Here is a 26,710-nt window from a genome sequence, read left to right as displayed (position 1 = left end):
AGGGCTCCCGCTGAACGCGACGGCCGGATCCAGGAGCGCCACCAGCAGGGGACACGGGAACGCACCGCTGACCCCCGAAGGACGTCTGCGCTTGTGCCTCACTGCTCGACCCCCCTCCCGCCCCTCCACCAGCCCCACCCGCACCCCCGAGGACATCGTTGACCTGGTGGAGGCGCTGCGGCGGCAGACCAAGCATGGGCCGGCCCGGGCTCCGGGACCTCGACCCACCGACCGGCGAGCAGCTGCGCGAGGTCATCCGCTACGAGCACGACCGAGTCGGCGACCTGGTCCACGTCGACACCAAGAAGCTCGGACGCATCCCGACCGGCGGCGGCTGGCGGATGCACCGCGTCGGCACCGAGTCCGCCCGCGAACCAGGCCGTACCCGCCGCGCACGAACGGGGAGGTGGACAGGTATAACGGGATGCTCTCCCACGAGTCGGCGTGCGTCCGCGACTACACAACCGAGCGTGAACGCCGCGTCGCACTCGCGGAGTTGGTGAACTACAACCACCAGCGGCCGCACGCCGCGCTCGGCGACCGACCGCCCACCAGCCGGACCGCCGGGAGCGACTACTGGATCCTCTTCGACCAGCCGCCCCAACCACTCGCGGACATCCCGCAGCAGCTCATCCTCCAGGACTTCGCGTATAACCAAGGTCCGAGACACCACAGCCAACCGATGCTTCGTACGCCGGTCTCACTGAGCGGACCCTTCACGGCGTCGCGGCCAGAACCCGCCGGGCAGGGGTTGGCTACCTGGCCCGAGCGGGCATGGCTCAGTAGCCCTGGGCGATCGCCTTTTCCCGCATCAGCGTTTCCAACTCCGTGTTCGACAGCGGGTGCAGCGTGTTCAGGAGGTGCCGCAGGCCGGGTTCACCGAGGGACTGGCTGGTGACCTCCACCTCCGCGTCGTGGTGTTGGCGGGTGAGGGTGATGTCGCGGGTGCCACCGGGGAGGCGGCGGATCATGCGCATCTCGCCGTGCACGTCCACCGTGCAGGTCGCGCCCTTGTCCGCGGGCTCCGGGCATCGTGGCGTCTGTGTGAGCGGTGAACGCACCACGAGGCCCACGTACCCCAACTCGTATCCCTCCCGGACGGGGCGGTAGTCGACGCTGAAGTAGGCGGGCCCGACCACGGCACGGGATACGTGCATTCCAGGTGGCGCAGCGCCCAGATAGAGCAGTTCCGGATGCTCCCGGTACCGCGCGATCTCCGCCGCGTGCCGGCCCTGCTGCGCCTGCGCCGGGCCGATGAAGCCCCCGTAGCCCACACCGGCCGCCAGCACGGCCACCGCCCCCAGCCGTACCCACCGGCTCGGCACGAAGAGCGCTGCGGCGACGGCGTACGGCACACCGGTCAGCGCGACCCGTGTGCCGGCGCTCCCCAGGTAGACGTTCCCGTCGTACGCGGCCAGGCCCGCCAGCACGCCGAGCGTGCCGAGGACGAAGACCAGGGCCGCCCAACCGAGCCGCCGGCGCACAGAGCCGCACAGCGGCACCACGGTCTTCGCCGGTATGCCCGCCAACGCCAATAGGCCCACCATCAGCGGCACGCCCAACCCGAGGACCGGCACCGCCGCCCCGGCGCCACCGCTCCAGGCCGTCACCACCAACTCGAAGCCGAGCGCCGGCAGTGCGGCCGCCATCGTCGCCCATACCAAGAAGAGATGCAGGGCAGTCAGCGCCCGTCTGCCGCTTGTCATGCCGCGGAGCCTGCCAGCCCGCGTCCTGACGCACATGAGTTCTCGTACTCAGTACGTTCTTTCCTACCCTGGCGAAAGGTGCACGGAGCAGGGCGAACGAGGCTCGGCCGCACGTACCCCGCACTGTTGCCGGGGATGCCGTGTCCGCAGGGGTGAGGTGCTCCTGCGGGAGCATGATCGCCGCGTAGCGGCTCACGAAGTGGCAGCCGCCGGTCAAGGTCTGTGTTGCGGTGGCCCCGTACCGGCCTGCGGTCCGGTTGCAGGCGGCGGGTACTGGCGGTGATGGCAGTCTCGTGGTGGCCAATTCGTTGACCTGCTGGTGGCCTTGGTTCTCGCCTCGGCAGGTGGGGTGCTCCTCGAACGCATTCCGTCGCTGGACACGCTGCATTCCGTCGCCGGCCCTCCAGGGTTCGGATGGTGCGGTCGGCTGCTGCGGTCGCCCAGCGTGCGGCGAATGCCTTTTGGAACGCCAGTGGCGTCTGGTCACGAGCGGCTGAGCCGTCCCCTGCGATCAGATCCGGCCGTGCCACGTGTGACGTCGGCTTCCCGGGCTGCGCCGGACCCCGGGACTCGTTCGGCTTCCGGACTCAGTCGGCTTCCGCGACCGGGCCGGCCGCAGGGTCCGGCAGGTAACTCGCCAGGCCGCGCAGGATGATCTCCAGGCCGATGCCGAACCGCTCGTCGGAGGAGTCCGTCACCATCAGCCCGGCCAGGGCGCGCAGGTGGGGGAAGTCCTGCGCGGGCAGGGACGCGAAGTAGTTCTGCATCTCGTCGGTCATCTCGCGCCAGTCGGGCCGGGCCGGCGAGGCATCGTGACCGCCGTGCTGAGCGGCCCGGTCTCGCCACATGCCCTCCTCCAGGACGAACCCGTCGATGTAGGTGGAGATGAGGTCACCGGCCTCCGCAGCAATGCGGTCGGGCAGCCCGGCGGTGCGGAAGATGGCGACCAACGCCTCGACATGCGGCAGCAGTTCGGCGGTGAAGGGGACGTGCCCCATGGAGATCCTGGCCATGTCCCGGTGGGACAGCAGACGTCGACGCCAGGCGCGGGCGAAGTCCCGCAGCTGCTCCTGCCAGTGCTCCGGATCGGGCGCGGGCAATGCGTAGTCGTCGAAGAGCCGCGTGTACATGAGCTCCAGGAGGTCGTCCTTGGAGCTGACGTGGGCGTAGAGGGCGGACACCGCGACCCCCAGTTCGCCCGCCACCTGACGCATCGAAAGGCCGTCGAGCCCGTGCCGGTCCAGCACGGTGAGGGCGGCCTCGGCGACGCGCTCGCGCGACAGCGGCGTGCGTACGGGCGCGATGTGGCTGCGAGCGGGACGCTCGCGCTGCCACGGGGATGGCGGAGGGGGTGCTGGGGGACCGGCGGCCGCGTCGCTCATGGGACCAGTTTAGGGATACGGAGAACAGCGTTCTGCTGGGGTCAGGGCCTCTCACTGGCTCAGACGCGATATATCTTGTAGATGTCGAGGAATTGCGCTATATCTTAATGAACGCCGTTCTCGTGGTGAGCAGTGTTCTGCTAGGTTGAACATCGTTCTCCAGGCGTCCGGCCGCCTGTCTTTCTGGACCGCACCAGCGAGCCCGGCAGTTTTCGTCCAGCCATCCACCGCGCCCGCGGAACATCGACGCGACGCGGCCTTCTGCGAGGAGTTTCCGATGTCCACCACCGGTGTAGCGTCCGCCGAGACGCCCACCGACTCGCCAGCGCCCTACCGGTGGCGCTGGGCTGCGCTCTTCGTGATCCTCGCGGCCGAGGTGATGGATCTCCTCGACGCGGTCGTCACGAACATCGCCGGCCCCTCCATGCGGGCCGACCTCGGTGGCGGCGCCTCCACCCTCCAGTGGCTCGCCGCCGCGTACACCCTCTCGATGGCCGTCGGCCTCGTCACCGGCGGCCGGCTCGGGGACATCCACGGGCGACGCCGGATGTTCCTGGTGGGTGCCGCCGGCTTCACCCTGGGCTCGCTGCTGTGCGCGGTCGCCGTGTCGCCCGAGATGCTGATCGCCGCACGTGTCGTGCAGGGCCTGTTCGGCGCGGTGATGCTGCCGCAGGGCCTAGGCATGATCAAGGAGATGTTCCCGCCGAAGGAGTCACAGAAAGCCTTCGGCATGTTCGGCCCGATCATGGGGCTGTCCGCGGTGTGCGGGCCGATCCTGGCGGGCTGGCTCGTGGACGCCGACTATTTCGGCACCGGCTGGCGGATGATCTTCCTGATCAACCTGCCGCTGGGTGCCGCGGCCTTCCTCGGGGCCCTGCGCTACCTGCCCAGGGGCCGGTCCGGCGACAGGCCGCGCCTCGACATACCCGGCATGCTTCTGGTCTCGCTGGCCGCGCTGCTCATCATCTTCCCGCTGGTGCAGGGCCGTGAGTACGACTGGCCCGGGTGGACGTTCGCGATGATGGCCGCTTCGGTGGCCGTCTTCGTCGCCTTCGCCATCTACGAGTCGCGCCGCAGCAAGGCAGGCCGGGACCCGCTGGTCGTGCCCAGCCTCTTCCGCAAGCGCGGGTTCAGCGGAGGCATGACGCTCGGACTGGTCTTCTTCTCGACCATGCAGGGCTTCATGCTGGTCTTCAACCTCTACACCCAGATCGGCCTCGGCTATTCGCCGCTGAAGGCAGGCCTGGTGATGGTGCCCTGGTCGGCCGGCATGATCGTCGGTTTCGGTGTCGCTCAGGCTGTCGCCCGGTTCGGCCGGGCCGTGCTCCAGGCGGGCACGGTGGTCATGGCGCTCGGCGTGTTCGGCGTGTGGCTGACCCTCGAGACGGTGGGCAGCGGCGTCGGCCCCTGGCAGCTCGTGCCGGCCCTGCTCTTCACCGGCATCGGGATGGGCCTGCTCATGGCCCCCTTCTTCGACATCGTGCTCGCCAGCGTCGAGCAGCACGAGACGGGCTCGGCGTCCGGCACGATGACCGCGATGCAGCAGCTCGGCGGCGCCTTCGGCGTGGCGCTCCTCGGCACCGTGTTCTTCGGCTTGCTGGGCGGTGGTATCGCCACCGCCGTCGACCACCACTCGGCCGGCCTGCGGGGTCAGCTGAGCGCCGCGCACGTGGCACCGGCCGCCCAGGACCGCGTCGTGGCAGACCTGCGGAGGTGCGCCTCCGACCGTGCCGTGGCCAAGGATCCTGCCGCCACCCCGGCGACCTGCGCCCGCTTGGAGAAGGACACTCGGTCCGCCGTGACATCGCCGCAGGCCGGCGCCCGGATACCCGGCGCGCTGGAGACCACCGCGACGTCGGCCTTCCGCAGCGGTTTCGGCGCCGTGATGAAGACGGTGCTGTGGATCGTCGACGGCATGCTGGCCCTGACGTTCCTGCTCTCCTTCCTCCTGCCGCGGCACGCGCGCCCCGAGGGTTCTGCCGGTCACTGAGCGGTGTGCAGGTAGGCCGGAGGCCCTGTCGCCGATGGGCAACAGGGCCTCCAACGCCCCTTGGACGCATGCCGGTTGATGCGCAGTCACACATCAGACACACCCCGGGGAGGAGGACGAGTCGATGTCACGTCTCGGTCGTGCCGCAGTAACGGCAGCGCAGCGCGCCCTCCATAGCGTCCCGGATCATGCACAGCGATTCCGAGACCGACGTGGAGGGGCAAGTGGCTGCGGACGAGCCGCTCCAACCGGCACGCTCCACAAGGCACACATCAGTGGGCCGGGATCACGTTCGTGAGTCGGCGGGCGCTATGCGTGGCACACGCCGTGGTTGACCATCTGGGTGTGGCGTGCCACGACCGGGCGCGCGCTCTTCGCCAGGGACTTGACGAGCGGGTTGGTGCCCGAGGCGATCTCCTTGTCGATGAGCGCGAGGGTCTGTACGTGGGCGGGGTACTGGGCCTTGAGCCACGCGGCATCGTACGCGCGCGTCCCGGCGAGGGACTTGAGGGCGGCGGTTTGCCTCAGCTGCGCGGCCGTCTGCCCGGACGGCAGTGTCACCCCGAGTTGTCTCGCGGTCTTGACGACACCGGCATCGAGGGCGCGGTGGTCGCGGATGAAGTCGGCGGCGACCCGCTTGACGCAGGCGGTGGTCGCGGCGCTCTGAGCTTGCTGACTGGCGGCGATCTCCCACAGGTTGCCCTGGTGGGCTGCTGTGAGGAGTTGCCTGTCCAGAGCGGAGACCGCTGACGGCGAGGCCGTCGACGAAGCGAGAGCCGGGAGCGACGCGGCGCCCATGAGGGACAAAGCGGCGGCGCAAACGACGGTGAAACGGGCAGCGGATCGAGTCGTGTCCATGAATCCTCCACGGGTCGCACGTGCAAGCCCCGACGAAAGTCCCATCCCTATTGCTCAAAGGGTGAGAAACAGTACCTATGTCATGGTTCACCCGGTTCAGTTGCTCGGCAACCGAGCACGCCGGCGCCTCGCTGCCGGCGCCTGGGGTGCCAGGTCGAGCGACTCGAACCATCAGACACGGCCCAGCCCCGGCGCTGCCCGCTCCCAGGCCCTTCTCCATCCCAGGTGCAGATAGGGCAACGCTGCCTAAAATTGAGGGGATGCCGCTGGCGATGCGGGCGCCCCGGGCAGCAGCCCGGGGCGCCCTGTCACTGCAGCAGCCGCTTCTCCTGTGCCGCAGCGACGGCTTCTTGTCCGGCCAGGCGGACCGCAGGACCACTGACCACCCCGTCCCGGCCCACGCCGACAATCCTTGCTGCCGAGACCAGCCTGGACCCGGCCTTGTGTTCACGCGGGAAGCGGCGGATGTGCCGTGGCAGGACGGCCCGGCACTGCACCACTATGGCAGGCGCGTACAGCGCAGGGCCGGCCGATGACCGGCACGTCAGCGACTGGTAAGGAGCCGGCTCGAGCGACTCCGTCATCGTCGGCCCGCCTCTTGACGTCGCGGGTGAGGCGGCTCTTGTGGGTCAGTCGTCCTCACGATTGGCGCCCACGACCAGGAGCGAGGCCACTTCACAAGCCAGGTAGCGGCAGTCTTCCTACCACTGTGGCGCACGCTTTTGCGGATCAGTCGTCGGCCTGGTCCTCCGGTCCGGCCGCGTCGCCGATGGCGACGCGCAGGTCATGCATGCCTTGCAGGATGTCGATGAGGGCTTCTTCCGCCCCGCTCAGAGCGCTTCGTGTTCCCTCCGTATCGCCGCGCTCGGCGTGCAGCTGAGCGCTGAGGGTGTACACCGCAGTCATGACGGCAGCGAAGGCGGCCTCCCGGCCGGGTGGCAGTTCTTCCGCCTCGGGTTCGGAGACCTGCACCGCCGTGCGCTGCAGCCGGTTCGTCAGGACGTTGACCGCGAGGCCGGGATCTCCTACCTGCTCCCCCCAGCCGAGCAACGTCTCAAGCACGTCCTCGATCTCCCCTTCCTCGGTCAGGCGGGTTGCGGCGGTGATCTCGAGCTCCGTCTTCGCCAGCAGACTGCCCAGCAGGTGCAGGCGGTCTTCTTCCTGCGGCCCCTCGGGTCGCTTCTCCTGATCCGCGACCGGCTCAGCCGCCAGAGCGGCCAGCGCTGCGTAGATCTGCTCAGTACTTACCGGGCGCTCGCTACTGATGCTCACGCTTTCAGCTTCACCCAGCGAAGGCGTACCCGCCCGCCCAGTACGTGCAAGCGCCAGGCGAGTTCCACCACCTAGACCAGCGCCTGGCCGAGCAGACCCAAGAGCTCTTCGATGCCTGCCGGCTCGTTTCCGCGGCGACGCACCGGGCGGTTCCCCTGGGCGCTACGAGTGCACCACCACGCGCTCGCGGAGGAGCTGGAAGCCGACGCGCCCGAACATCTGGCTCTTGAGCATCGCGATCGGGTTGACATGGCCTTCGACCGGGCCCGAGCCACCGGGGCAGGGTGAGCTCGATCGACACCGGCGTCCCGGTCACGGTCGCCATCTGCGGCCTGTCGCTGGGCAGAGGCGGGCGGGGCTGGCCGATGCGTGCGCAGGTGTCCGAGGCCGCGGTGCCTCCTGGTCCGAGTGTGCGGATGGCCGTCGCCGATGTGGTGCGGCGGGGCCTGAGTCGTGTGCCCTTCCGGGGGCTTCCTGCTTCGACGCGCTGGGTGGGCACGTGTGCCCGTCTTACCGGCTCCACAGGCGTTCGGCGTCTCCACCCGTCCGGTGGCGACGATTCGCCGTCCTTCGAACAGGACGTTACGTGCTGCGTTGTGGTCGCGGTCGTGCACGGTGGCACACTCGCCGCGATGCCTGCTGTCGCGCCGCGGCATCACCTTCCAGCACACCAAGACCTGGAACGAATCCCCCGAGCCCGAACGCTGCGCGAAGCTCGACCAGATTGAGCAAGTGCCGGACCGCGTTCCCCGACCCCGTCTTCGACTTCGACGCGTTCGGGCCGCTGGGGATCCGGCCCACCGCGGGCTCCTGCTGGGCGAAGCAGGGCAAACACAACCGCCTGCCGGTGACCTACCAGCGCATCCACGGCGTCACCTACTTCCACGGCTGCTGCTCCGTCGGCGACGACGGTCTGTGGGGCGTCAGCCGCCGCCGCAAGGGCACCGCCACCACCCTGGCCGCGCTGAAGTCGATTCGTGCCGCCCGACCCGACGGCGCCGCGATCTACATCATCCTGGACAACCTCTCCGCCGACACCGGCGCCGACATCCGCCGTTGGGCGAAGAAGAACAAGGTCGAGCTGTGCTTCACCCCGACCTACGCCTCCTGGACCAACCCGATCGAGGCCCACTTCGGCCCGCTGCGCCAGTTCACCCTGGCCAACTCTCACCACCCCCGCCACCCCCGCACAGACCCAGGGCCTGCACCGCTGCCTGCGCTGGCGCAACGCCAACGGCCGCCGCCCCGCCACACTCGCCGCCCAGCGCAAGGAACGCGGCGCATCCGCAGCGAGAAGGGCATCCGATGGGGCGGACGCCCCCTCCCAGCCGCAGCCTGAACTCAACTGGGCCCCTCGCCTCACCTTCGCCAGAACAGGTGGTGCGTCACGCCGCTCGGGCTGGGCACGACCTCCAGGTGGAACCGGTCGAGCAGCTCATCGGGGGCCTCCCAGAGCCGTAGCCCGGACCCGAGCTTTACCGGCGAGACCGCCACATGCATGGTGTCGACAAGGCCGGCGTCAAGGAACTGCCGGATGGTGGTGACCCCGCCGCCGAGCCGGACGTCCTTGCCCTGCGCCGTTTCCCGCGCCCGTTCGAGGACGGTGGCCGGATCGCTGTCGACGAAGTGGAACGTGGTGTCGGAGAGCGTGAACGAAGGACGCGTGTGGTGGGTCATGACGAACACCGGAGTGCGGAACGGCGGCTCCTCCCCCCACCAGCCGCGCCACTCATGATCGTGCCAGGGCCCGCGCTGGGGCCCGAACTTGTTGCGGCCCATGATCTCGGCACCGATGTTGTGTGCGAAGTCGCGCGTGAAGTAGTCGTCCAGGCCCCGGCTACCCCCGGGATCCGTGCGCATGGGCCAGCTCGCCGTGGCCCCGGCCCAGGCGAACAGCCTCTCGGGATGGTCGAGGCCGAACGGCCGCTCGAGACTCTGGTGCTCACCGGCACCGATTCCGTCACACGAGACGTTGAAGTTCATGACTCTCAGCAGTTGATCCACGTGTGTCCTCCTCAGGTCCCGTCGCGTCATCGTGTGGCGAGGCGCCGCACATCATGACGTCGAACGGGACGTGGCCGAATCGACAGCGGCCCGCAACCTTTTTCCAGCGGCGCGTCAGGAAGCGGCCGCGTCGGCGGTGTGACCGTCGTGGACGCGGAGGGCATCGAGGGTGCTGCATGGCGGCGCTGGAGGGTGTGCGGTGGGCCGGCAGTCAGTCCAGGCTGCTCAGCAGCGTTCGGCCCTCCTCCCGGGCGGCGGCCACCGCCGGCTCTCCTAGCCCGCACAGGCGCAGGCACGACGACGCGATGGCCTCGGTGTCCGCCGCATCCGGCTCACGGGACCGCCGTATCTGGATCACGACCTCCACCAGCTGGATCAGCAGTTCACCGAGCCGCTCGGCGGGCAGGCCGCGTGCGACGTCCTCGGTCGCCGCCAGGGCGCCCAGCGCGCCGTAGCTCGACTGCAGACGGCCCCGCTCGGCCCGGAAGGCGTCGAACCGCTCGGCCTGCACCTCCGGCAGCAGATAGAGCGTGCCGATGTTGTACGGAGTGCGGGAGAGGGTGCGTACGTCCATCGCGGCCACGGCGTACAGCGCGGCGGCCGGATTCGCCCGCTCGGGCACCAGTGCCCGGATCCGGTCCACCATCTGCAGACTGGGCCGCACGGACGTCGCCAGCAGCTCGGCGAGGATCTCCTCCTTGGTGGCGAAGTGGTAGTAGAGCGAGGCCTGCCTGATGCCGACCCGCTCGGCGATCATGCGGGTGCTGGTGCTGGTGATCCCATGGTCGACGAAGAGCGCCCCGGCGGCGTCGAGGATCTGTTCCCGGGCGGAGGTGCCGGGGTCGGACGGCGGCGTGTGCCGGGGCCTGCCTTGACGGGGACGCGTCGTCGTCATGACCCCATCCTGCCACCAGGTGTCCGCCCTGCGGCCTTCGGTCACGCGGACGCCGTGTACGCCCGCCAGCCACCGAAGCGGGTGATGTCGGGCGCGCCCTCGACGGCGTACGGCTCGACGAGGAAGCCGCAGACGTGCCGCCCGTCGGCCAGTTCGACGGTGCCGATGGTCATCGGCGCGGGCACGGCGGCGGTGAACGCCCCGAAACCGGCGGCGGGCAGCCGCCAGATCTCGCCCTCGACGCCCGGCCGCGCGTCGCCGCCTGACGCCGTGTCGTGACCCGCCCCGGCGCCGGCGTCCCGGCCGCCCTCGGTGACCCGGAGCAAGCCGGGCTTGGGCGGCTCGGTGGCCAGGGCGTACAGCCGGTAGCCGCCTGCGGTGCGGGCCGGGCCGACCAGTGTGGCGCCGGCTTGCACCAACTGGGCATTGAGGGGCTGACCGGTGAGATGGGCGCCGACCACGAACAGGTCGAGCCGCGGGTTGGCGAACCGCTCGGCCAGCGCGGCCAGGGCGCGGTCGGAGAAGGCCGGTCCGGTGAACATCACGCCGAACGGCAGGCCGTCCACGAACCCGGCGGGAACGGCGATCGAGGCGCAGTCCAGCAGGTTGGCGAAGTTGGTGAACCGCCCCAACCGGGCGTTGGCGCCGACCGGGTCGGCCGCCACCTCCTCAAGGGTGGGATGCCAGGTGGTGGTCGGGGTCAGGAGAGCTGCACAGCCGTCCAGCACCGCGCGTCCGGCGGCACCGAGCGCGGCGAGCCTGGCGGCGTCGGCGGCCCAGTCGGCGGCGGTCCTCTCCCGGCCTGCCAGCACGATGGCGGCGACGGTCGGATCGAGGTCCGCCCCGATCAGGTCGCGGTGCTTCTCCAGATGCGCGCCCACGGCGGCGTACCGCTCGGCGACGAACGCGCCGCCGTACAGCAGTTCCGCGGCCTGAAGCAGCGGGGTGATGTCGGTTTCGACGATCTCCGCCCCGGTGCTCGCCAGGCGGGCGACGGCGGCGTCGAAGGCCTCGCGCCAGCCGCCGGCCATGCCCTTCAGATGCTCCCCGGCCGGTACGGCGATCCGCGGGCGCGCGGGGGGCGGCGGAAGCTGGGTGCCGGTGCGGGAGAGCGGGTCGGCCGGGTCGGGGCCCTCGACGAACTCCGCGGCGGTGCGGGCGAGTTGCAGGTCGCGGGCGAAGACGGTCACGCAGTCGAGGGTGTAGCAGGCGGGGACCACCCCGGTCACGGGCACTAGACCCTTGGTGGGCTTGACGCCGACGATGCCGTTGAGGGCGGCGGGCACCCGCCCGGAGCCGGCCGTGTCGGTGCCGAGCGCGATGTCAGCTATGCCCAGCGCCACCGCGACGGCGGATCCGGAGGACGACCCGCCGGAGATGCGGGCCGCGTCCCAGGCGTTGCGCACCGCGCCGTAGGGGCTGCGGGTGCCGACCAGGCCGGTGGCGAACTGGTCCAGGTTGCTCTTGCCGAGCACCACAGCGCCGGCCGCGCGCAGCCGCGCCACCGCCGGCGCGTCGGCCTGCGGTTCGTAGGCGTACGACGGGGCGCCCGCGGTGGTGGGGAGCCCGGCGACGTCGATGTTGTCCTTGACGGCCACCACCAGGCCGGCCAGCGGCAGCGCCGGGTCGATACCGGCCGCCTCGGCGAGCACCTCCTCGCGCGGCCTGAGGTGGATCCAGATCTCGGGCCGGCCGATGTCCTTGATCCGGTCGTAGGCGGCCTGGACGCGTGCGGCCGGTGTCATGGCGTTCATGCCCGCACCGCCGCGAGGACCTGGCCGGGGGCGACCTGTTCACCGGGCTTGACGTAGATCTCCAGCAGTGTCCCGGCGGTGGGGGCGTTCACCTTGGACTCCATTTTCATCGCCTCCAGGGAGAGGATCGCATCGCCGCTCGCGATGGTGGCGCCCGGCTCGGCGGCGATCTGCCAGACGGTGGCGGTGTACGGCGCGGTGACGGGGACCGCCCCGTCCGGCAGGGTGACGTCAGCAGTGGCGGTCACGGGTTCGGGATCGTCGACGCGGTCGAACTCTCCCGCGGCTCGCCAGCGTTCCTTCTCGGCCTCGAAGGCGGTGCTCTGCCGCCGGCGGAACGCGGCGATCGAGTCGGCCTCCGCGGCGAGGAAGGCGTTGTACTCCGCGATCGAGAAGGTGCCCTCCTCGGTCGCGAAGTCACCGCGCCCGGCGTCCGTCTCGGCCCGCAGTTCGAGCAGTTCCTCCGCGGTGACGGGATACCACTCGATGCGGTCGAAGAAGCGCAGCGCCCACGGCGAGTCCTGGAACAGGCCGCCCTTGCGGAACCGGTTCCAGATCTGCACGGTGCGGCCGACGAACTGGTAGCCGCCGGGACCTTCCATGCCGTAGATGCAGAGGTAGGCGCCACCGATGCCGACGGAGTTCTCCGCGGTCCAGGTGCGGGCCGGGTTGTACTTGGTGGTCACCAGGCGGTGCCGTGGGTCGAGCGGGGTGGCGACGGGGGCGCCGAGATAGACGTCGCCGAGGCCGAGCACCAGGTAGGAGGCGTCGAAAACGGTGCGGTAGACGTCGTCGGCGGTCCGAAGGCCGTTGACGCGGCGGATGAACTCGATGTTCCACGGGCACCACGGGGCGTCGTCGCGCACCCCGGCCATGTACCGCTCGATGGCGAGCCGGGTGGCCGGGTCGTCCCAGCTGAGCGGCAGCCGCACCGTGCGGGAGGGGACCACCAGTTCGTCGCTGGGCGGGACTTCGTCCTCCAGCTCGCGCAGCAGGGCGGTGAGGTCACGGGCCTTCAGCCGCCGGGCATCGGTGTGGATCTGGAGGGAGCGGATGCCCGGGGTGACGTCGAGGATGCCGTCGGGCGCGTGGCCGGCGAGAGTCTCCTGCAGGGCGTGGACCCGCATCCTCAGGCCGAGGTCGAGGACCATGGGGCCGTACTCGACCAGGACGTTGTCGTCGCCGTCCCGGCGGTAGGTGACGGCGGGGCGGGCATCGGTGGCCTCCAGGCGGCCGAGTACGCCGTCGTCGCCGTCTCCGCCCGTGCTGATCAGCGTGGGGGAGGAGCGGCGGGCATCGAGGGCGGCCGCCTCGGCTTCCCTGACCGGTACGAAGCGGACGGTGTCGCCGGGGCGGAGCTGGCCGAGTTTCCACAGTTCGCCGCTGGCGACCACCGCGGGGCAGACGAAACCGCCGAGGGACGGACCGTCGGGGCCCAGGATGATCGGCGTGTCGCCGGTGAAGTCCAGGGCTCCCACCGCGTATGGCGTGTCGTGGATGTTGGAGGGGTGCAGGCCCGCCTCACCGCCGTCCTGGCGGGCCCACCGCGGCTTGGGCCCGATCAGGCGGACGCCGGTGCGGGCCGAGTTGTGGTGCACCTTGTAGTCGGTGGCGTAGAGGGTGTCGATGTCAGCACGGGTGAAGAACTCGGGCGCCGCGTGCGGCCCTTCGGTGACACCGATGTGCCAGTGCGAGGTGATCTCCGGCCGGCGCTCGGGCGGGATCGGGCCGCCACCGGCCGTCGCCGAAGCTCCGGGCCGCAGTACGTCTCCGGCGCGCAACGCCCGCCCGGCGTGCCCGCCGAAGCCACCGAGGGTGAACGTCGAGGCGCTGCCCAGGTATTCGGGTACGTCGATACCGCCCTGGACCGCCACATAGCTGCGCAGGCCCGGTCCCCGGCAGGCACCGAGCACCAGGGTGGCGCCGGCCGCGACCGTGACCGGCTCCCACAGGGCTGCCGCGCTGCCGTCCACCGTGACCGGGACGGGAGCGCCGGTGACGGCGACCACGGTGGCGGCCGAGAAGCGCAGGCTCAGACCGCCCGCGGTGACCTCCAGGCCAGGGGCCTGGGCCGGGTTGCCGACGGCCAGGTTGGCCTCGGCGAAGGAGACGGCGTCGAAGGGGCCGCTCGGCGGCACGCCCACGTGCCAGTAGCCGAGCCGGCCCGGAAGGTCCTGGACGGTGGTCATCGCGCCCGGCACCAGGACGTCGATGCGCGGCCCGGGGTCGGCCGTGGTGGCGAGCGTGCTGGTACTGTGCACGGCCTCGCGCACCTCGCCCCGCGAGGTCAGCTCGCGCAGCAGGCCCAGGTTGGTGACGATGCCGTCGACCCGGCTCGCGGCCAGGGCCTGGCCGAGCACGTCGAACGCGGCCTCCCGGGCGGGGCCCTTCGCGATCACCTTGGCGAGCATGGGGTCGTAGTACGGCGAGACCTCCAGACCGGTTTCGGCAAAGCCGTCGACGCGCACGCCGGGCATGTTGTCGGCGCCCTGGCCGGGGAAGACCGCCCGGGTGATCAGGCCCGAGGACGGCAGCGAGTCCTTGCCGGGATCCTCGGCGTAGACGCGAGCCTCCACGGCATGGCCGGAGGGCGTCCACTCCCGCTCGAACACCGCGTCCTCGACCCGGCCGTCGCGGGCCAGGACGAGCATGAGTTCGACGAGGTCGACGCCGTACGCCTCCTCGGTCACCGGGTGCTCGACCTGGAGGCGGGTGTTGACCTCCAGGAAGGCGGCCTCCTCGCGCACGGGGTCGTAGACGAACTCCACGGTCCCCGCGCCCCGGTAGCCGACCGAGGCGAGCAGCCGGCGCGAGGAGTCGTGCAGCAGTGCCCGCACATGCGGAGGCAGGGCCGGGGCCGGGGCCTCCTCGATCACCTTCTGGTTGCGGCGCTGCAACGAGCAGTCCCGATCGCCGAAGACGGCGATCCGGCCGGTGCCGTCGCCGAAGACCTGCACCTCGACATGGCGGGCGGGGCGCACGAGGCGCTCCAGGAAGACCCCGGCGGACCCGAAGTTGGACTCCGCGAGCGCCGCGACGCGGGCGAAGGCCTCGCGTACCTCGTCGGCGGTGGCACAGGCCTGCATGCCGATGCCGCCGCCACCGCCGGTGGCCTTGACCATCACGGGCAGCCCGATCGAGGAGGCCGCGGTGACGGCCTCCTCGGCGCTTGCCAGCAGTTCCGTCCCGGCCAGCAGCGGCACTCCGGCGGCCTTGGCCAGGGCGCGCGCGGTGTGCTTCTCGCCGAAGGCGGTGATCTGGTCGGCGGTCGGTCCCGCGAAACGCAGACCGGCCTCCTCCACGGCACGGGCGAAGGCGGTGTTCTCGGAGAGGAAGCCGTAGCCGGGGTGGATGATGCCCGCGCCATGGGCGAGCGCGGCCTCGATGATCGCCTCCCCGCGCAGATACGACGCGCGGGCGGGCGCCGGACCGAGGCGGACCGCGCGGTCGGCCTCGCGGACGTGCGGGGCGGCCCGGTCGGCGTCGGAGAAGACTGCGACGGTGCCCAGGCCCATCCTCCTGGCGGTGCGGATCACACGGCGGGCTATCTCACCGCGGTTGGCGACGAGAACGGCGGTCGGGCGGATCACGCGCCCTCCTTCGCGGTGCGAGCGGCGTGCGCGGACCGTGCGTCGACGTCGACCGGTGCCGGCTCCACGACGATCATCCGCAGCGGAGTGGGGTTGAAGTCGTTGCACGGGTTGTTCATCTGCGGGCAGTTGGACACCATCACCAGCACATCCGTCTCGGCGCGCACCGCGACCCGGCGGCCCGGCGCCGACATGCCGTCCACGATGCCCAGCGCGCCGTCTGCCTCGACGGGCACGTTCATGAACCAGTTGAGGTTGGAGACGATGTCCCGCACCCCGAGGCCACGCCGGCCGGCCTCGGCGAGGAAGTTCTCGCGGCAGCCGTGCTGGAACATCACATGATGGCCGTAGCGCAGGGTGTTGGACTCCTTGCCGCACGCGCCGCCGATGGTGTCCTGGCGGTCGACCTCGTTGGCGACGACGGTCATCAACGGGCGGCCCTCGCAGCTGCGCAGCACGGTGCCGGTGCGCACATAGGCGTTGCCCTGCCACGCCAGGGTGTCGGGGACGCTGTAGCGCTCCTCGGGATCGTCGGCGTTGTAGAGCAGACAGTCGGCCGACTGGTTGCCGCCGACGTCGACGATCGTCAGGACGTGTCCCGTCCGCACCACCGCCGACCAGGGCGCGTTGGGGGCCACCGTCTCGTCCAGGACCACGGCGCCCTCGACCAGGCTCGCTCCCCGGTCCAGGGGAGATCCCTCCGCGTACACGGCGCCCACGGGGACGGTGGAGGCGACCGTGCCGTCGGCGGCGGTCGGGTAGTTGACGGGCCTGGTCTCGGTCCGCGTGCTCGCCATGTCACAGCCCCCGGGCTTCGCAGTAGTCGACGGTGTTGAGGTAGGCCCGGTGCAGTTCCGGAGTGGCGGTGAACCGCGGCTCGCCGGGGCCGGTCGGGGCACCGCGCCAGGCGTGCACCCGCAGTGGGCCGACCACATAGCCGGGACGAGGGTCCAGCGGATGGGCGACATTGGCGACCAGTACCAACAGGGGCATCTCCGCGACGAGTTCGACATGCGTGCCCGCCCCCGCGCTGCCCTGCCAGGCCAGGGTGCCGTCCGCTTCGACGCGCACGCCCTGGAAGAAAGACAGGCTGGGTGGCAGGTCGCGCCGGCTCAGACCGTGCTTGGCGGCCGCTTTGAGGAAGAGCCCGCGGCCGGACGGCGACGGCCCCTCGGGGCGGGCGTCACCGTACTTGCGCTCGTTCCAGGCGTCGGTGGTGGTGCCGCAGAAGGCGTCGTGCCGGCCGGAGGAGTCGGCGCTGACCACCGCCAGGATCCGGCCGTCGCCGGAGAGCAGCGGGTGGTCCTGGCCCGGATAGGCCTGCCAGGGCACCTTCTGGGTGTCGGCGACGTTGAGCCGCTCCACCGGCTCCAGGGCGTTGAAGAGCAGCAGGTGGGCGCAGGCGTCACCGCTCGGGTCGTCGAAGCGAAGCCGTGTGCCGCGGGCAAGGATTTTGTGCGTGTAGCCGCCGGGTGCCACCGTCTCCGCCCATACCAAGGCGGTCGCGTCCACCCCCGGTGGGCAGTACGGGCTGTCCGACGCCGGCAGGTACGGCATCCACGCGCCGGCCTGCCCGCCCTGGGCGCGGGCGTCGTCGCGGGCACTGTGGACACTGTCGGTCAGGTGCAGATCACGGGCGCGCGTGGGCGTCTGCCCGGTCGTGCAGCGGCCGCGTGGGGGCCCGGCGGTCGAGCTCTCGGTGGTGGTCATGGATGTCCCGTCGTCCCTTCGTCGGTACGTCAACGGTGCGTCCGCTCGTGTCACGCGGGCCCTCAGGCGGGCTCGGCGACGGCCTGCGCGTCGAGGGTCGGCTCGGTGTGCGTGTGCGGTACGTGCCTCAGCTCGATACGGCGGTGCAGCCGGCGGGCGAGGAAGTAGCCGGCACCGGCGGCCAGGCTGAGCCCGATGAACAGCAGGGCGCTCCACCGCAGCCACCACGTGCCGCCGGTGAGGTCGTAGATCTCCGCACGGGGCCAGATCAGGTTGACCGTCATACCGGCCTGGTAGAGCACGGCGATCGCGTTGACCGCCACTCCCCAGCGGCCCAGCGAGAACAGGGGCCGGCCGGTCTCGTCGACGCCCACCGGCAGCCCGCCGCTGTCCCGCTGCCGGATCCGGGTGACGAGCAGCGGCACCGTCACGCCCAGATAGGCCAGGTACAGCAGGGCGATGCAGAGGCTGGAGAGGGCGGTGAAGATCGCCGACTGGCGGATGTTGACCACGAGCGCGATCGCGGCGCCGACGCCCACCACGATCGACGTGGTGATCGGCGTACCGGTGCGGGCCGATACCTTGCCGAGGTGCCGGTGGAAAGGCAGGGCGCCTTCGCGGGCCATGGAGTACATCATCCGCGCCCCGGAGGTCTGCACGGCCAGGGTGCAGGCGAACACCGCGACCGCCACGCAACACAGCAGCAGTCGGCCCAGAACCCCGCCGAGCCGGTCGGTGAGCACCCAGGACAGACCACCGGCCGCCAGCTTTCCGTCGGTCAGGCTGCGCGCCGCCATCAACCCCGACAGGATCAGCAACGCGCCGCCGACACCCGAGGTGATCAGGGCCCGCAGGATGGTCCGGGGGGTGGTCCGGCGCGGGCTGTGGGTCTCCTCCGCCAACTCGCCCGCCGAGTCGAAGCCGACCATCACGTACGCCGCCATCAGTGAGGACGCGAGAAGGGCCCCGAAGTAGCCGCCGTGGCCGGCCCAACCGGTGGGGTGGGCCACCACCTGTGGACCCCGCTCGGGCAGGAAGAACAGGATCAGCACCAGTGCGAGCACGCCGATGATCTCGACCGTGACGCCGAAGCTGGTGGCGGCGGCCATCTGGCGGATGCCCAGGATGTTCACCACTGTGGTGATGACCAGCAGGACGCATCCCAGCAGGACGGCGTTCTGCGCGCCGGTCGGGGAGCCCACCGACGGATCGGCGCCCGGACCGCCGACGATCTGGAACCCGGACCAGATGCCCGGCAGCACCGCCTGTGCCGCGATCGCGGCCGCCGCGACCGTGAGGATCTGCCCGATGATCATGATCCAGCCGACGAACCAGCCCGTCGTGGTGCCGGCCAGCCGGCTCGACCACTGGTAGATCGCCCCGGATATGGGCCAGCGCGCGGCCAGTTCGGCGAAACACAGCGCGACCAGCAGTTGGCCCGCGAAGACCAGCGGCCAGGTCCAGAAGAACGCCGCGCCGCCGAGACCGAAGCCCAGCCCGAACAGCTGGAAGACGGTGGTGAGGATCGACACGAAGGAGAACCCCGCGGCGAACGACGCGAAGCCGCCCACGCCGCGGCGGAGTTCCTGCTGGTAGCCGAAGAGGGCGTGGCCGGTCGTGCCACCGCCGTCAGGGTCCTGGGCAAGGGGGAGTTCGGGCCGGCTCATCGCCGCACCTCCGATCGGTCGACAGATACCTGTCGCTTGATAGGTATTGCGATCGTCGGCCGGACCGGTCTCACACCCGAGTCTGGGAAGTTAACTTCGTGTATCCGCGGGCCCGCCTCGGAGATGACCGCGTGCCAGCACTCTGCGGTGTCCCCACAGCGGATGCTCCCGCGCGAGACGCAGGATCAGCTCCCGCGTCTCCTCCGGTCTCGGCGACCGACCGGGGCTCTGGTCGTCGCGTTGGTGAGCGTTGGCCTCCGGCGTAGGCCCAGGAGCCTGATGGCAAGATCATCTCCAGGATTTCTCCCGGGCGGCGCTCGCGGTCACTGCGCAGCGCATGGCCAAACGACGCACTGACCAGCTATGGCGCGCCCAGCTACTACGTGCAGCAGACCCGCTCGCCGGCCATCACTGTGACCGGGTGACCGGGAGCCACGTACACCGGTGTCGGCGGTATCAACACCGTCGCGACCAAGGACAGCAAGTCAGGCAAGGTCTACCTGGTCGTGGTCAACCCCGGGTCGTTCAGCCAGTCCGTCAGAGGGCTCGGTTCCGCCTTCATCCGAACCGTCCCGGCCCACCCGGTCACAGCCAGGGGCGTCGCGGGTGGTTGCGACGCCCCTGGCTCCCTGGGTTTTCCGGCTACTGCAGGCCCGTGCCCCTGTCGTCCGTCAGCTGCACGTCAGCGTCGGCATCGCCCAGTCGCCGTGGTCGTTGCCGTTGCCGTCGCCGGCGTCACCGACCTTGAGGTCGACCACCTGGGCGCCGCTGACGTCGACGTCGATCGGCACCGCAGCCTGTTTGCCGCGGAGCGTCTGTGTGGTCACCAAGGTCTTGCCGTCGGCGATCACGGAGAACGTCACCGTTCCCGCACCGTTCGTCTCGTCGTCGACACCGACGTCCGCCGTCAACCGGGAGCAGTTTCCGGCGAGGTAGAGCTCGACGTCGCTGACGGAGTTGGTGCCCAGGCCCTTGGTGTAAGGGACGCCGGCGATGCTGATCGGACGGCCGTCTCCGGCCGCCTGCTCGCCGACGCTGGTGTCGCGCTCCACCGGGCCCCACCCGTTGGTGGACGACAGGAACGGCAGGTCGCTCACCGCGCTCTTCCCGGCCGGTGGAGCGGGCGGGATTCCGCCGACGACGCGCTCGTCACCGGCGGCGGACTGCCGTGCGTTCTGCAGGTAGTGCACCGTGGCCGTGAGTGCGGAGGCGGAGGGCAGCGTCCCGCTTGGCGGCTGGACCTTCCAGGTGAAGGTGGCCGATTCGCCGGGTTGCAGGCGCTCGACCGACGTGGGGCTTGTGGCGCTCACGCTCCAGCCGTCGGGTGCGGAGAGCGAGGCCGTCAGCCGGGAAGCGGACGGCGCGTCCGCCGGCACCCGCACCGTCGCCTTGGCCGTGAAGGCCTGTCCTGACTGGGCGGTGTTCGGCACGTCCAGGGTGGCATCCACTCCCGGACGCTTCGGCATCGCGTACTTCCGGTGGTCGTAGCGGGGGCTGTCGTTCTGCGCGACCCGCAGGGACGACGCATAGCTGCCGTAGTTGGTGAGCGACACCTTGCCGAGCCCGCCGGAGCTGCCGGCCAGGTTCCACACGGCGATGGCGATGCTGTTGCTCCCGTTGGGATTCAGGATCCCGTTGGGCACCGGGAACGTGCTCTGCGGGCCGAGGTAGTTGACGTAGTTGCCGACCTGCCAGCCGTTCACGAAGATCGTGGCACGGTACTTGCGTGACGGGTCGTCGGTGAACGTCAGACCGAGCGAGGTGTCCTGGCCGTGCGGCAGGTCCAGGTTGACGTCGGTGCGGTACCAGGAGACCCCGGGACGGGTGTCGGTCGTCGGCAGGGACACCCGGTTCCAGTTCTCGTCGGGGTAACCCGGGAGGGACCAGCCGGCCCGCTCGCCGTACAGGCCGCCCGTAGAGAGCGGGCCGCGCACCGTGTCCTGCAGGTCCTCACCGCCTCGTACGCCCTGCAGCCGCCAGGTGACGGGGGTCAGCGGTGCCCCGACGAGGGAGGCGCTGGTCAGGCCGCGCGCGGTCTTGTTGCCGTTGGTCGAGTTGTAGTCCTCCTCGTGCCCCATGTTCACGGTGAGCACGGAGAGGACGTTGTCACCCTTCGACTTGACCGAACCGGCCGGGAAGGCGAAGTCGGCGCTGCCTGTGGTGGAGCTGCCCAGGAAGGTGCCGTTGAACCAGGCGGAGAACGCCTGCGCCTTGCCGCCGGAGTCCGAGACCAGGTGTATGCCGGTCTCCTTGCCGGTGGCGCGGAAGCGGCCGCGGTACCACGTGTTGCCGGTGTGGAAACCGTAGTCGTCCGCGTAGAGCACGGGCAGCGAGTTGATGCCGGAGACGCTGTTGGTGGTCGCCTCGTCGGCCACCTGCCAGCTGGAGTCGTCGAAACCGGGGGCCGCTTCCGGGGACTCCTCGGCGTGCTTCCAGTTCGTCAGCGCCGGCAGGTGTATCGGGGCGGCCACCGGGATCTTCCCGGTGAGGCTTCCTGTGTCGGTGGCCTGGGTGTCCAATGCCTTGCCGTTCCAGGTGACGTGGTCGGCGGAGGTGAACACCTCGATGTCCTTGTCGTCGGCGTTGTCGCCAGTCAGCGCCACGGTGTGCCCGTCGTCCAGGCTGGTCGCCGTCCGCAGCAGGTGGGTGCCACGCACGAGCACCGGGCCGGCCGCCGTGTCCTGACGCCAGAACGTCTCCGCCGTGGCCTTGTCGCCCACGAGCATCAGCAGCGGGCGTGCTCCGCCGCCGCTGATGCCGATGCGGATCAAGCCCTTGTGCGTGTAGTTCAGCCGCAGGTCACCGGTGGCCGCGTCCCAGGTGGTCGTGACCGTGCCGCCGCTGGTGGTCACGGTGGGCTTGGAGGAGTAGCGCAGCAAGGTCTCGCCGTCGCTGCCGTGGTCGCCGTAGAGCACGGCGACGTCCCGGTCGCCGATGGTCGCGTGGGTCATGAGCTCCGACGTCGAGTACTGCAGCCGCGAGTCCCCGAGCCGGTAGTTCGCCACGATCACGTGTGAGTCGCGCCCGTCGAGCGTGATCGCGGTGCCCGGCTGCTGCGGCACGACCGGGTAGGTCGGCGTCGCGTTGGCGACAGTCGGAACGTCGATGGCGTCGATGGACACGTAGTTGTCCGTCGAGCCTGAGCTGTGGGTCCCGTCGACGACGATCTTCAGCGTGTGCGCCCCGGACGTCAGTCCGGTCTTCTGGAAGACCACCGCCTGGTTCTCGCCGCCGGAGTCGTCGACCGTGGCCACCTTGGTGCCGTCGAGGTAGACGTCGGCGTAGCCGTGGTTGTTGGTCTTCGAACCGATCCAGCGGATGGCGGTGCCGTCGAAGGGGACGGTGACCGAGTCACCGGCTTGGTTGGAGAACGACTCGGTGTGCTTGTAGTCGCCGCCGGTGTAGCTCTGGTCGGCGACGTGCGACCACGAACCGGCGTACTGCAGCGCGGAGTCGGGGTCGTCCCAGGTGTAGGTGGTGTCGGCGGACGGCTGGGCGTTGAAGTCCAGCGAGATGTGGGTCTTGTCGACCGCCGTGGACGTGGAGTTCCCGTGCCGCAGGACGTGGAACTGCGTCTTGGTGTCGGGGTTCATCCGGGCGGTGTCGATGACCGCGGAGTCATCCGGCGGCGTCGCCTTGATGGCATCGGTCTTGGTCAGCGGGGCGACCGACTGCGTGAAGTACCCGATCAGCTTGTCCTCGTAGTACTTCGGATCGAGCTGGCGGTTCTCGCGGATCGCGGCCCCGTAGTCGTAGGACGTGTAGTTCTCCGGCATGCCGAGCCAGCCCCAGTTGGTGCCGCCGTAGGTCATGTAGAAGCTCTGCGCGGTAGCGCCGACGGCTATGTTCTGCTTGTAGAACACGTCGGCGAACTGGTCGTTGATCAGTTGGGCGCACTTGTCGTAGCCCGGCCCGCCCCAGGGGTCGAAGGCGCCGCCCTGGAACTCCGGCGAGTACAGCGGCTTGCCGTCCGGATGGTCGTAGCTGATGTCGGGGACGCCGTTCCACTTCGAGGGGTTCGAGCAGTTGAAGCCCTGCGGGTAGGAGTCCGGTCCGTCGACATCCAGGGCGCCGGTACCGGAGTTGAAGGTGCCGTTGTTGTTGCCGGTCAGCGGTACCGTGATGCCGTCGGCGCGGGCCTTGTCCTCCAAGTGCTTCATGTAGGAGCGGCCGGCGGCCGAGCCGTTGTAGTACTCGTTCTCGACCTGGTAGGCGATGACCGACCCGGTGCCGTTGGTGAGCTGGTGGCGGGCGATGATCCGGTCGATCTGCGTCAGCCACTCGTCCGCGTACTTCAGGAACTGCGGGTCGTCACTTCGGTTGTGCCCGGCCTTGGTGGTCATCCAACCGGGCAGGCCACCGCTGTCGACCTCCGCGTTGATGTACGGCGCCGGGCGCGCGATCACGTAGAGCCCGGCCTCCTGGGCCATGTCGAGCAGCTTGTCGACGTCACGCACGCCGCTGAAGTCGTACACACCCGGCTTCGGCGAGTGGTATCCCCAGTCGAAGTACAACGAGGTGGCGTTGAACCCGGCGGCCTTCATCTTCTGGAAGATGTCGCGCCACAGATCCGGACTCGGGAGCCGGAAGTAGTGGAACTCGCCGGACCACAGGTAGGTGCGTTTGCCGTCGACGAGGAACGAGTAGCCGTCGAGACTCACCGTGTGCGCCCGGGGACTGACGGCAGACGCGGCGGTGGGCGTCTGCCCGCCCACATCTTCCGCCGCCGCGGGCGCGGTCAAGCCCGCGGCCAGCGCGATGGTCGCGGCCGTCGCGAGGACCGCCCTCCACCACCGACGGCGACTGGGTCTCGCAGTTTCTGTACCGATCCGATTACTCCGCACTACGGCCTCCATACCGCCTGAGTAATCATCATCAAACAGACTCAGGCAAAGTCGAACAGTAAAGGGGCACAAGGCTCAACACAATGGGTCGGCAGTAGGCGGTTGAGGCGGCAGGGTTGGCCTGAAAGCCGTACGCCCGGCCGTCCACTGACCCCTCGTCACGGGACTCGGCTGTCGAACGGCGCGGAGTGGGGTGGGCATTGCGCCGAGATGCCGAGGTCGCGCACGTTTTCCCAGGGGGCATATGGATGGCTTCGTGTTCGGCACGCGCGCCGTGCGCCCAGGCGGTTCCCCTGCCGAAAACCTCATCCATGCAGGTGAGAGGCGGTATGCGGGTTCCGCGGGTCGGCTGCCCGCGTGCTCGGTCGGGGCTCTGGCGAGTGCCCAACCCTGCGGGAACATGATCGATCGTGCTGCTGCGACTGGCCTAGCTGCGTGTGACGAACGCTCAGCCCCGAGGCCGTCCGCAAGGCCGGAGCGAAGTCGAAGTCGGGTCTGCTGGCGCAGGCCTTGAAGAACGGTGAGCTAATCATCGCGGTGACGGTGCAGACCTTCCCGCATGCGTTGAACGAGATCCGGACTGATGCTGGCCTGAAGGGCAAGCGGTTCGCCGTCATTGCCGATGAGGCGCGCTCCTCCCAGTCGGGTCAGATCTCCTCGAAGCTGAAGCAGGTGCTCACGGCCGAGGAGATCAAGGAGATCGAGGAGGGCGGCGAGGTCGATGTGGAGTCGGTGCCGGCCTCGGAGATGACCGAGCGGGCCGAGTCGGAGAACATCTCCTACTTCGCCTTCACTGCGACGCCGAAGAACAAGACGCTGGAGCTGTTCGGCCTCAAGGGTGTTGACGGGAAGCCGCGCGAGTTCCACCTGTACTCGATGAAGCAGGCGATCGAGGGGGGCAACATCCTCGACGTGCTCAAGGGCTACCAGTCCTATGACACAGCGCTGAAGATCGCCGGCAAGGCCGAGAGCGGTGATGGAGGAGAGGTCGAGGAGGCCGCCCCCCGCAAGGGTCTATTTCGGCGAGGGCTTCGCGGACGGCGGGTGCCATACGGCGGCCGTCACCGCAGACGTAGATGTACGCGCCGTCCTCGATGGCCTGCCACACCGTGTCGGCCGCATTGGCGATGGCGTTCTGCACGAACCGGGCCGGGTGGCCGGTCACCGCGGAGAAGGCGGTGTGCACCTGCGCGATCCCGGCCGGCTCCCAGTCCTGCATCTTCTGACGGTAGAAGTAGTCGTTCTCCGGGTGGCAGCAGCCGACAACGGCCTGCGACAAACCGACCTCGGTGCCGTTCTCGTGCTGCCGGGCCCGCTCCTCCAGAAAGCCGCGCAGCGGCGCGATGCCGGTGTCGGGCCGATGAGGATCAGGGGAGTGGCGGGGCCGGCCGGCGGGGCGAACGTCGGGGAGGGCACGCGGACATAGCCGTACACGACGTCCCCGGGCTCAAGGCCCGCGGTGTAGGAGGAGCAGGTGCCGCGGTACTGGCCGTCGCCGGACAGCGCCGGGCCTACCAGCGGGCCGACGATCAGGCGCACATGGCGCGGGTTGGCCGACGGGGCGGAGGAGATGGAGTAGAAGCGGGGACGGATCGGCCCCATCATCTCCAGGAACACCGCCAGCGGCAGCTCGACCGCCTCGAAGCGCTCCAGCAGCCCCAGCACCGAGACCCGCTTGCCGAGGATCTCCTTCTGGTAGCGCTCCTCGGCCTCCTCCGTGTCGACGGTGTACGCCTGGAGCTGCGGCCGGGTCCACGGGCACTGGGTGTACTCGGCCAGCGTCTTGAACGTTGAGCGGGTGGCCACGTCCTGCAGCTCCAGGAACTCGGTGAGCAGGATGCCGGCGGTGACGGAGACGCCGACCGGCAGGTGCGTCCGGCCGCCGCCGGGGCTGGTCGAGCCGGAGCACCTGGCCGTACTCGACGCCGAGCCGCCTCAGCGCGCGCTCCACTAGGGCGAGTTCGTTCTTGGCGAAGACAGGTTCCTCTTCTTCCGGGCCTCGATGGTCGGCGGTCAGCCGCGCGAGAGGAGGTGCGCCAGCTCGACGTCCCAGTCGATGTGTCCGGACTCGGTACCTCGTGGCACCAGGGCCTCGGTGTTCTCAAGGAGGGACGTGAGGTCCCGCACGGGGACCTCGAGCAAGGCGGTGCCGGCGGGGGACCCGAGGGCGATGTAGATCGACTGGTCCCCCCGCCCTGCGGCCGACCAGATCCGGACGTCCGCGCAGCCCGCTGAGCCCTTCAGGCCATCAGCCAGGAGATCTCGCCCGAGAACCCATTCGACCGGCTCGTCACAGTCGACGAAGGAGAGGGCACGGACGACGTAGGGATCAGTGGGTTCGTACCGCAGCCGTGCGCATAGGGGCAACGAGTAGGCGTGCGAGACGACGAGCTGCACGGCCACCCGCCGCTCTACGGTTTTCAAGGGCTTCTTCATCGCCTTCTGCTCCTGGGCGTGGCTCGGCGGCGCCTGACACCCGGCCGGCGGCAAAGAGACAGCGGGGCGGAGGCGGTACAGCAGGCCGTGGGCGCCGGATGGTCCCGGCAGCGCACGATGAGTGACGCGGCACTCACTCGGCCGGCGGTCGGGGACGCCGGCCCTCGATCTCCGGGCGCGTCCCTGTCGCCGACAGGGATCGTGTCCGGGCTGGTCAAGCGCCGCTGCGCCCAGTGGGTCGGCTCCTCGGTTGGCCGGCGCCAGATCTGGCGCCTCATGGGCATGGCCTGACCTGTCCCTTGAGCACGGGGGCTCCCAGCACGGCTGGGAGCCCCGATCATGATGGGCATGCCGGGTAGGTGGTTCATTCTCCCTGGTCAAAGGGTCGGGCGCAGTTCGGTTGCCCGGTGGAGAACCCACCATCGTCCTGCGCCGACGCCGAGCTCACGGGACCGGAAGCGGTGCTGACCGACTTGGGCGCGGGGGGCTGGATCCGCGATGTGGACCGGCCGAGGACTACCGCTACGGACCCCGGCTACGCTTCCAGCGTCTCCCTGGAGATCAGCCGCCGCTCATACAGGACGCCGACCACGTCCCAAGCT

At 70.1% G+C, this 26,710-nt stretch carries 17 protein-coding genes and 3 pseudogenes; 3 read left to right on the top strand and 17 right to left on the bottom strand.

The window, feature by feature from the left end; all coding sequences use genetic code 11:
* Positions 1–10: 10 nt before the first annotated feature.
* Positions 11–562: pseudogene (locus ACFYOH_RS37665) on the top strand (integrase core domain-containing protein); the annotation flags it as partial.
* Between the two features lie 217 nt (positions 563–779).
* On the opposite strand, the gene ACFYOH_RS37660 reads toward ACFYOH_RS37665, so the two are convergent.
* Genes ACFYOH_RS37660 through ACFYOH_RS37650 form a run of 3 tightly spaced genes read right to left on the bottom strand, consistent with a single transcriptional unit; the run spans position 780 to position 3,088 of the window.
* Entirely contained in the window at positions 780–1,706 is a 927-nt protein-coding gene (locus ACFYOH_RS37660; protein WP_388635277.1) for a hypothetical protein, read from the bottom strand.
* Complete coding sequence (locus ACFYOH_RS37655; RefSeq protein ID WP_388635275.1) at positions 1,703–2,236, bottom strand: DUF6207 family protein; 534 nt, start codon at positions 2,234–2,236, stop codon at positions 1,703–1,705. The genes ACFYOH_RS37660 and ACFYOH_RS37655 overlap by 4 nt, the downstream gene beginning before the upstream one ends.
* A gap of 57 nt (positions 2,237–2,293) precedes the next feature.
* Entirely contained in the window at positions 2,294–3,088 is a 795-nt protein-coding gene (locus ACFYOH_RS37650) for a TetR/AcrR family transcriptional regulator (RefSeq protein WP_388635273.1), read from the bottom strand.
* A gap of 277 nt (positions 3,089–3,365) precedes the next feature.
* Between ACFYOH_RS37650 and ACFYOH_RS37645 the strand changes: the two genes are divergently transcribed.
* On the top strand, positions 3,366–5,078 hold the full coding sequence (locus ACFYOH_RS37645) for an MFS transporter (RefSeq protein WP_388635271.1): 1,713 nt from the start codon (positions 3,366–3,368) through the stop codon (positions 5,076–5,078).
* Positions 5,079–5,387: 309 nt separating this feature from the next.
* Here ACFYOH_RS37645 and ACFYOH_RS37640 read toward each other — a convergent pair whose 3' ends face one another.
* On the bottom strand, positions 5,388–5,936 hold the full coding sequence (locus ACFYOH_RS37640; protein WP_388635269.1) for a DUF4142 domain-containing protein: 549 nt from the start codon (positions 5,934–5,936) through the stop codon (positions 5,388–5,390).
* A gap of 729 nt (positions 5,937–6,665) precedes the next feature.
* On the bottom strand, positions 6,666–7,208 hold the full coding sequence (locus ACFYOH_RS37635) for a hypothetical protein (RefSeq protein ID WP_388635267.1): 543 nt from the start codon (positions 7,206–7,208) through the stop codon (positions 6,666–6,668).
* Between the two features lie 630 nt (positions 7,209–7,838).
* Here ACFYOH_RS37635 and ACFYOH_RS37630 point away from each other — a divergent pair.
* Positions 7,839–8,547 (top strand): annotated as a pseudogene (locus ACFYOH_RS37630) (transposase); the annotation flags it as partial.
* 20 nt (positions 8,548–8,567) lie between these two features.
* On the opposite strand, the gene ACFYOH_RS37625 reads toward ACFYOH_RS37630, so the two are convergent.
* The 12 genes and pseudogenes from ACFYOH_RS37625 to ACFYOH_RS37570 all read right to left on the bottom strand — a co-directional run bounded on the left by ACFYOH_RS37625 (position 8,568) and on the right by ACFYOH_RS37570 (position 26,108).
* Complete coding sequence (locus ACFYOH_RS37625) at positions 8,568–9,212, bottom strand: dihydrofolate reductase family protein (protein WP_388635265.1); 645 nt, start codon at positions 9,210–9,212, stop codon at positions 8,568–8,570.
* A gap of 211 nt (positions 9,213–9,423) precedes the next feature.
* Positions 9,424–10,107 (bottom strand): TetR/AcrR family transcriptional regulator, encoded by a 684-nt coding sequence (locus tag ACFYOH_RS37620; RefSeq protein ID WP_388635263.1) that lies wholly within the window; start codon positions 10,105–10,107, stop codon positions 9,424–9,426.
* A gap of 41 nt (positions 10,108–10,148) precedes the next feature.
* Positions 10,149–11,852 (bottom strand): allophanate hydrolase, encoded by a 1,704-nt coding sequence (locus tag ACFYOH_RS37615; RefSeq protein ID WP_388635349.1) that lies wholly within the window; start codon positions 11,850–11,852, stop codon positions 10,149–10,151.
* A gap of 5 nt (positions 11,853–11,857) precedes the next feature.
* Complete coding sequence (gene uca, locus ACFYOH_RS37610) at positions 11,858–15,451, bottom strand: urea carboxylase (protein ID WP_388635261.1); 3,594 nt, start codon at positions 15,449–15,451, stop codon at positions 11,858–11,860.
* Positions 15,448–16,248 carry an urea amidolyase associated protein UAAP2 gene (locus tag ACFYOH_RS37605; RefSeq protein WP_388635259.1) on the bottom strand — a complete coding sequence of 267 codons (801 nt, stop codon included), beginning with the start codon at positions 16,246–16,248 and terminating at the stop codon, positions 15,448–15,450. Before ACFYOH_RS37605 ends, uca begins: the two co-directional genes overlap by 4 nt.
* Position 16,249: 1 nt before the next feature.
* Positions 16,250–17,161, bottom strand: coding sequence for an urea amidolyase associated protein UAAP1 (locus ACFYOH_RS37600; RefSeq protein ID WP_388635257.1), 912 nt, complete (start codon positions 17,159–17,161; stop codon positions 16,250–16,252).
* A 62-nt stretch (positions 17,162–17,223) separates the two neighbouring features.
* Complete coding sequence (locus ACFYOH_RS37595) at positions 17,224–18,828, bottom strand: amino acid permease (RefSeq protein ID WP_388635255.1); 1,605 nt, start codon at positions 18,826–18,828, stop codon at positions 17,224–17,226.
* 671 nt (positions 18,829–19,499) lie between these two features.
* On the bottom strand, positions 19,500–23,672 hold the full coding sequence (locus tag ACFYOH_RS37590) for a beta-galactosidase (protein WP_388635253.1): 4,173 nt from the start codon (positions 23,670–23,672) through the stop codon (positions 19,500–19,502).
* A gap of 647 nt (positions 23,673–24,319) precedes the next feature.
* Positions 24,320–24,448 (bottom strand): hypothetical protein, encoded by a 129-nt coding sequence (locus ACFYOH_RS37585; protein ID WP_388635251.1) that lies wholly within the window; start codon positions 24,446–24,448, stop codon positions 24,320–24,322.
* Between the two features lie 140 nt (positions 24,449–24,588).
* Positions 24,589–24,996, bottom strand: a complete 408-nt coding sequence (locus tag ACFYOH_RS37580; RefSeq protein ID WP_388635347.1) for a hypothetical protein — start codon at positions 24,994–24,996, stop codon at positions 24,589–24,591.
* A gap of 197 nt (positions 24,997–25,193) precedes the next feature.
* Positions 25,194–25,478 (bottom strand): annotated as a pseudogene (locus ACFYOH_RS37575) (hypothetical protein); the annotation flags it as partial.
* Positions 25,479–25,685: 207 nt separating this feature from the next.
* Positions 25,686–26,108, bottom strand: coding sequence for an SsgA family sporulation/cell division regulator (locus ACFYOH_RS37570; RefSeq protein ID WP_388635249.1), 423 nt, complete (start codon positions 26,106–26,108; stop codon positions 25,686–25,688).
* Between the last annotated feature and the right edge of the window lie 602 nt (positions 26,109–26,710).

The organism is Streptomyces sp. NPDC007856 (genome assembly GCF_042868225.1).
In the GTDB taxonomy this organism is placed as follows: domain Bacteria; phylum Actinomycetota; class Actinomycetes; order Streptomycetales; family Streptomycetaceae; genus Streptomyces.
The sequence above is the reverse complement of the archived record's forward strand: the minus strand, read 5'-3'. Positions and strand labels throughout refer to the sequence as shown.

Bases quoted from the DNA above. Each gene is read 5' to 3' on its own strand.
- ACFYOH_RS37570 (WP_388635249.1), bottom strand. From the start codon at position 26,108: ATGAAGAAGCCCTTGAAAACCGTAGAGCGGCGGGTGGCCGTGCAGCTC.
- ACFYOH_RS37650 (WP_388635273.1), bottom strand. From the start codon at position 3,088: ATGAGCGACGCGGCCGCCGGTCCCCCAGCACCCCCTCCGCCATCCCCG.
- ACFYOH_RS37640 (WP_388635269.1), bottom strand. From the start codon at position 5,936: ATGGACACGACTCGATCCGCTGCCCGTTTCACCGTCGTTTGCGCCGCC.
- ACFYOH_RS37600 (WP_388635257.1), bottom strand. From the start codon at position 17,161: ATGACCACCACCGAGAGCTCGACCGCCGGGCCCCCACGCGGCCGCTGC.
- ACFYOH_RS37585 (WP_388635251.1), bottom strand. From the start codon at position 24,448: ATGTTCTCCGACTCGGCCCGCTCGGTCATCTCCGAGGCCGGCACCGAC.
- ACFYOH_RS37615 (WP_388635349.1), bottom strand. From the start codon at position 11,852: ATGACACCGGCCGCACGCGTCCAGGCCGCCTACGACCGGATCAAGGAC.
- ACFYOH_RS37605 (WP_388635259.1), bottom strand. From the start codon at position 16,248: ATGGCGAGCACGCGGACCGAGACCAGGCCCGTCAACTACCCGACCGCC.
- ACFYOH_RS37660 (WP_388635277.1), bottom strand. From the start codon at position 1,706: ATGACAAGCGGCAGACGGGCGCTGACTGCCCTGCATCTCTTCTTGGTA.
- ACFYOH_RS37620 (WP_388635263.1), bottom strand. From the start codon at position 10,107: ATGACGACGACGCGTCCCCGTCAAGGCAGGCCCCGGCACACGCCGCCG.
- ACFYOH_RS37595 (WP_388635255.1), bottom strand. From the start codon at position 18,828: ATGAGCCGGCCCGAACTCCCCCTTGCCCAGGACCCTGACGGCGGTGGC.
- ACFYOH_RS37645 (WP_388635271.1), top strand. From the start codon at position 3,366: ATGTCCACCACCGGTGTAGCGTCCGCCGAGACGCCCACCGACTCGCCA.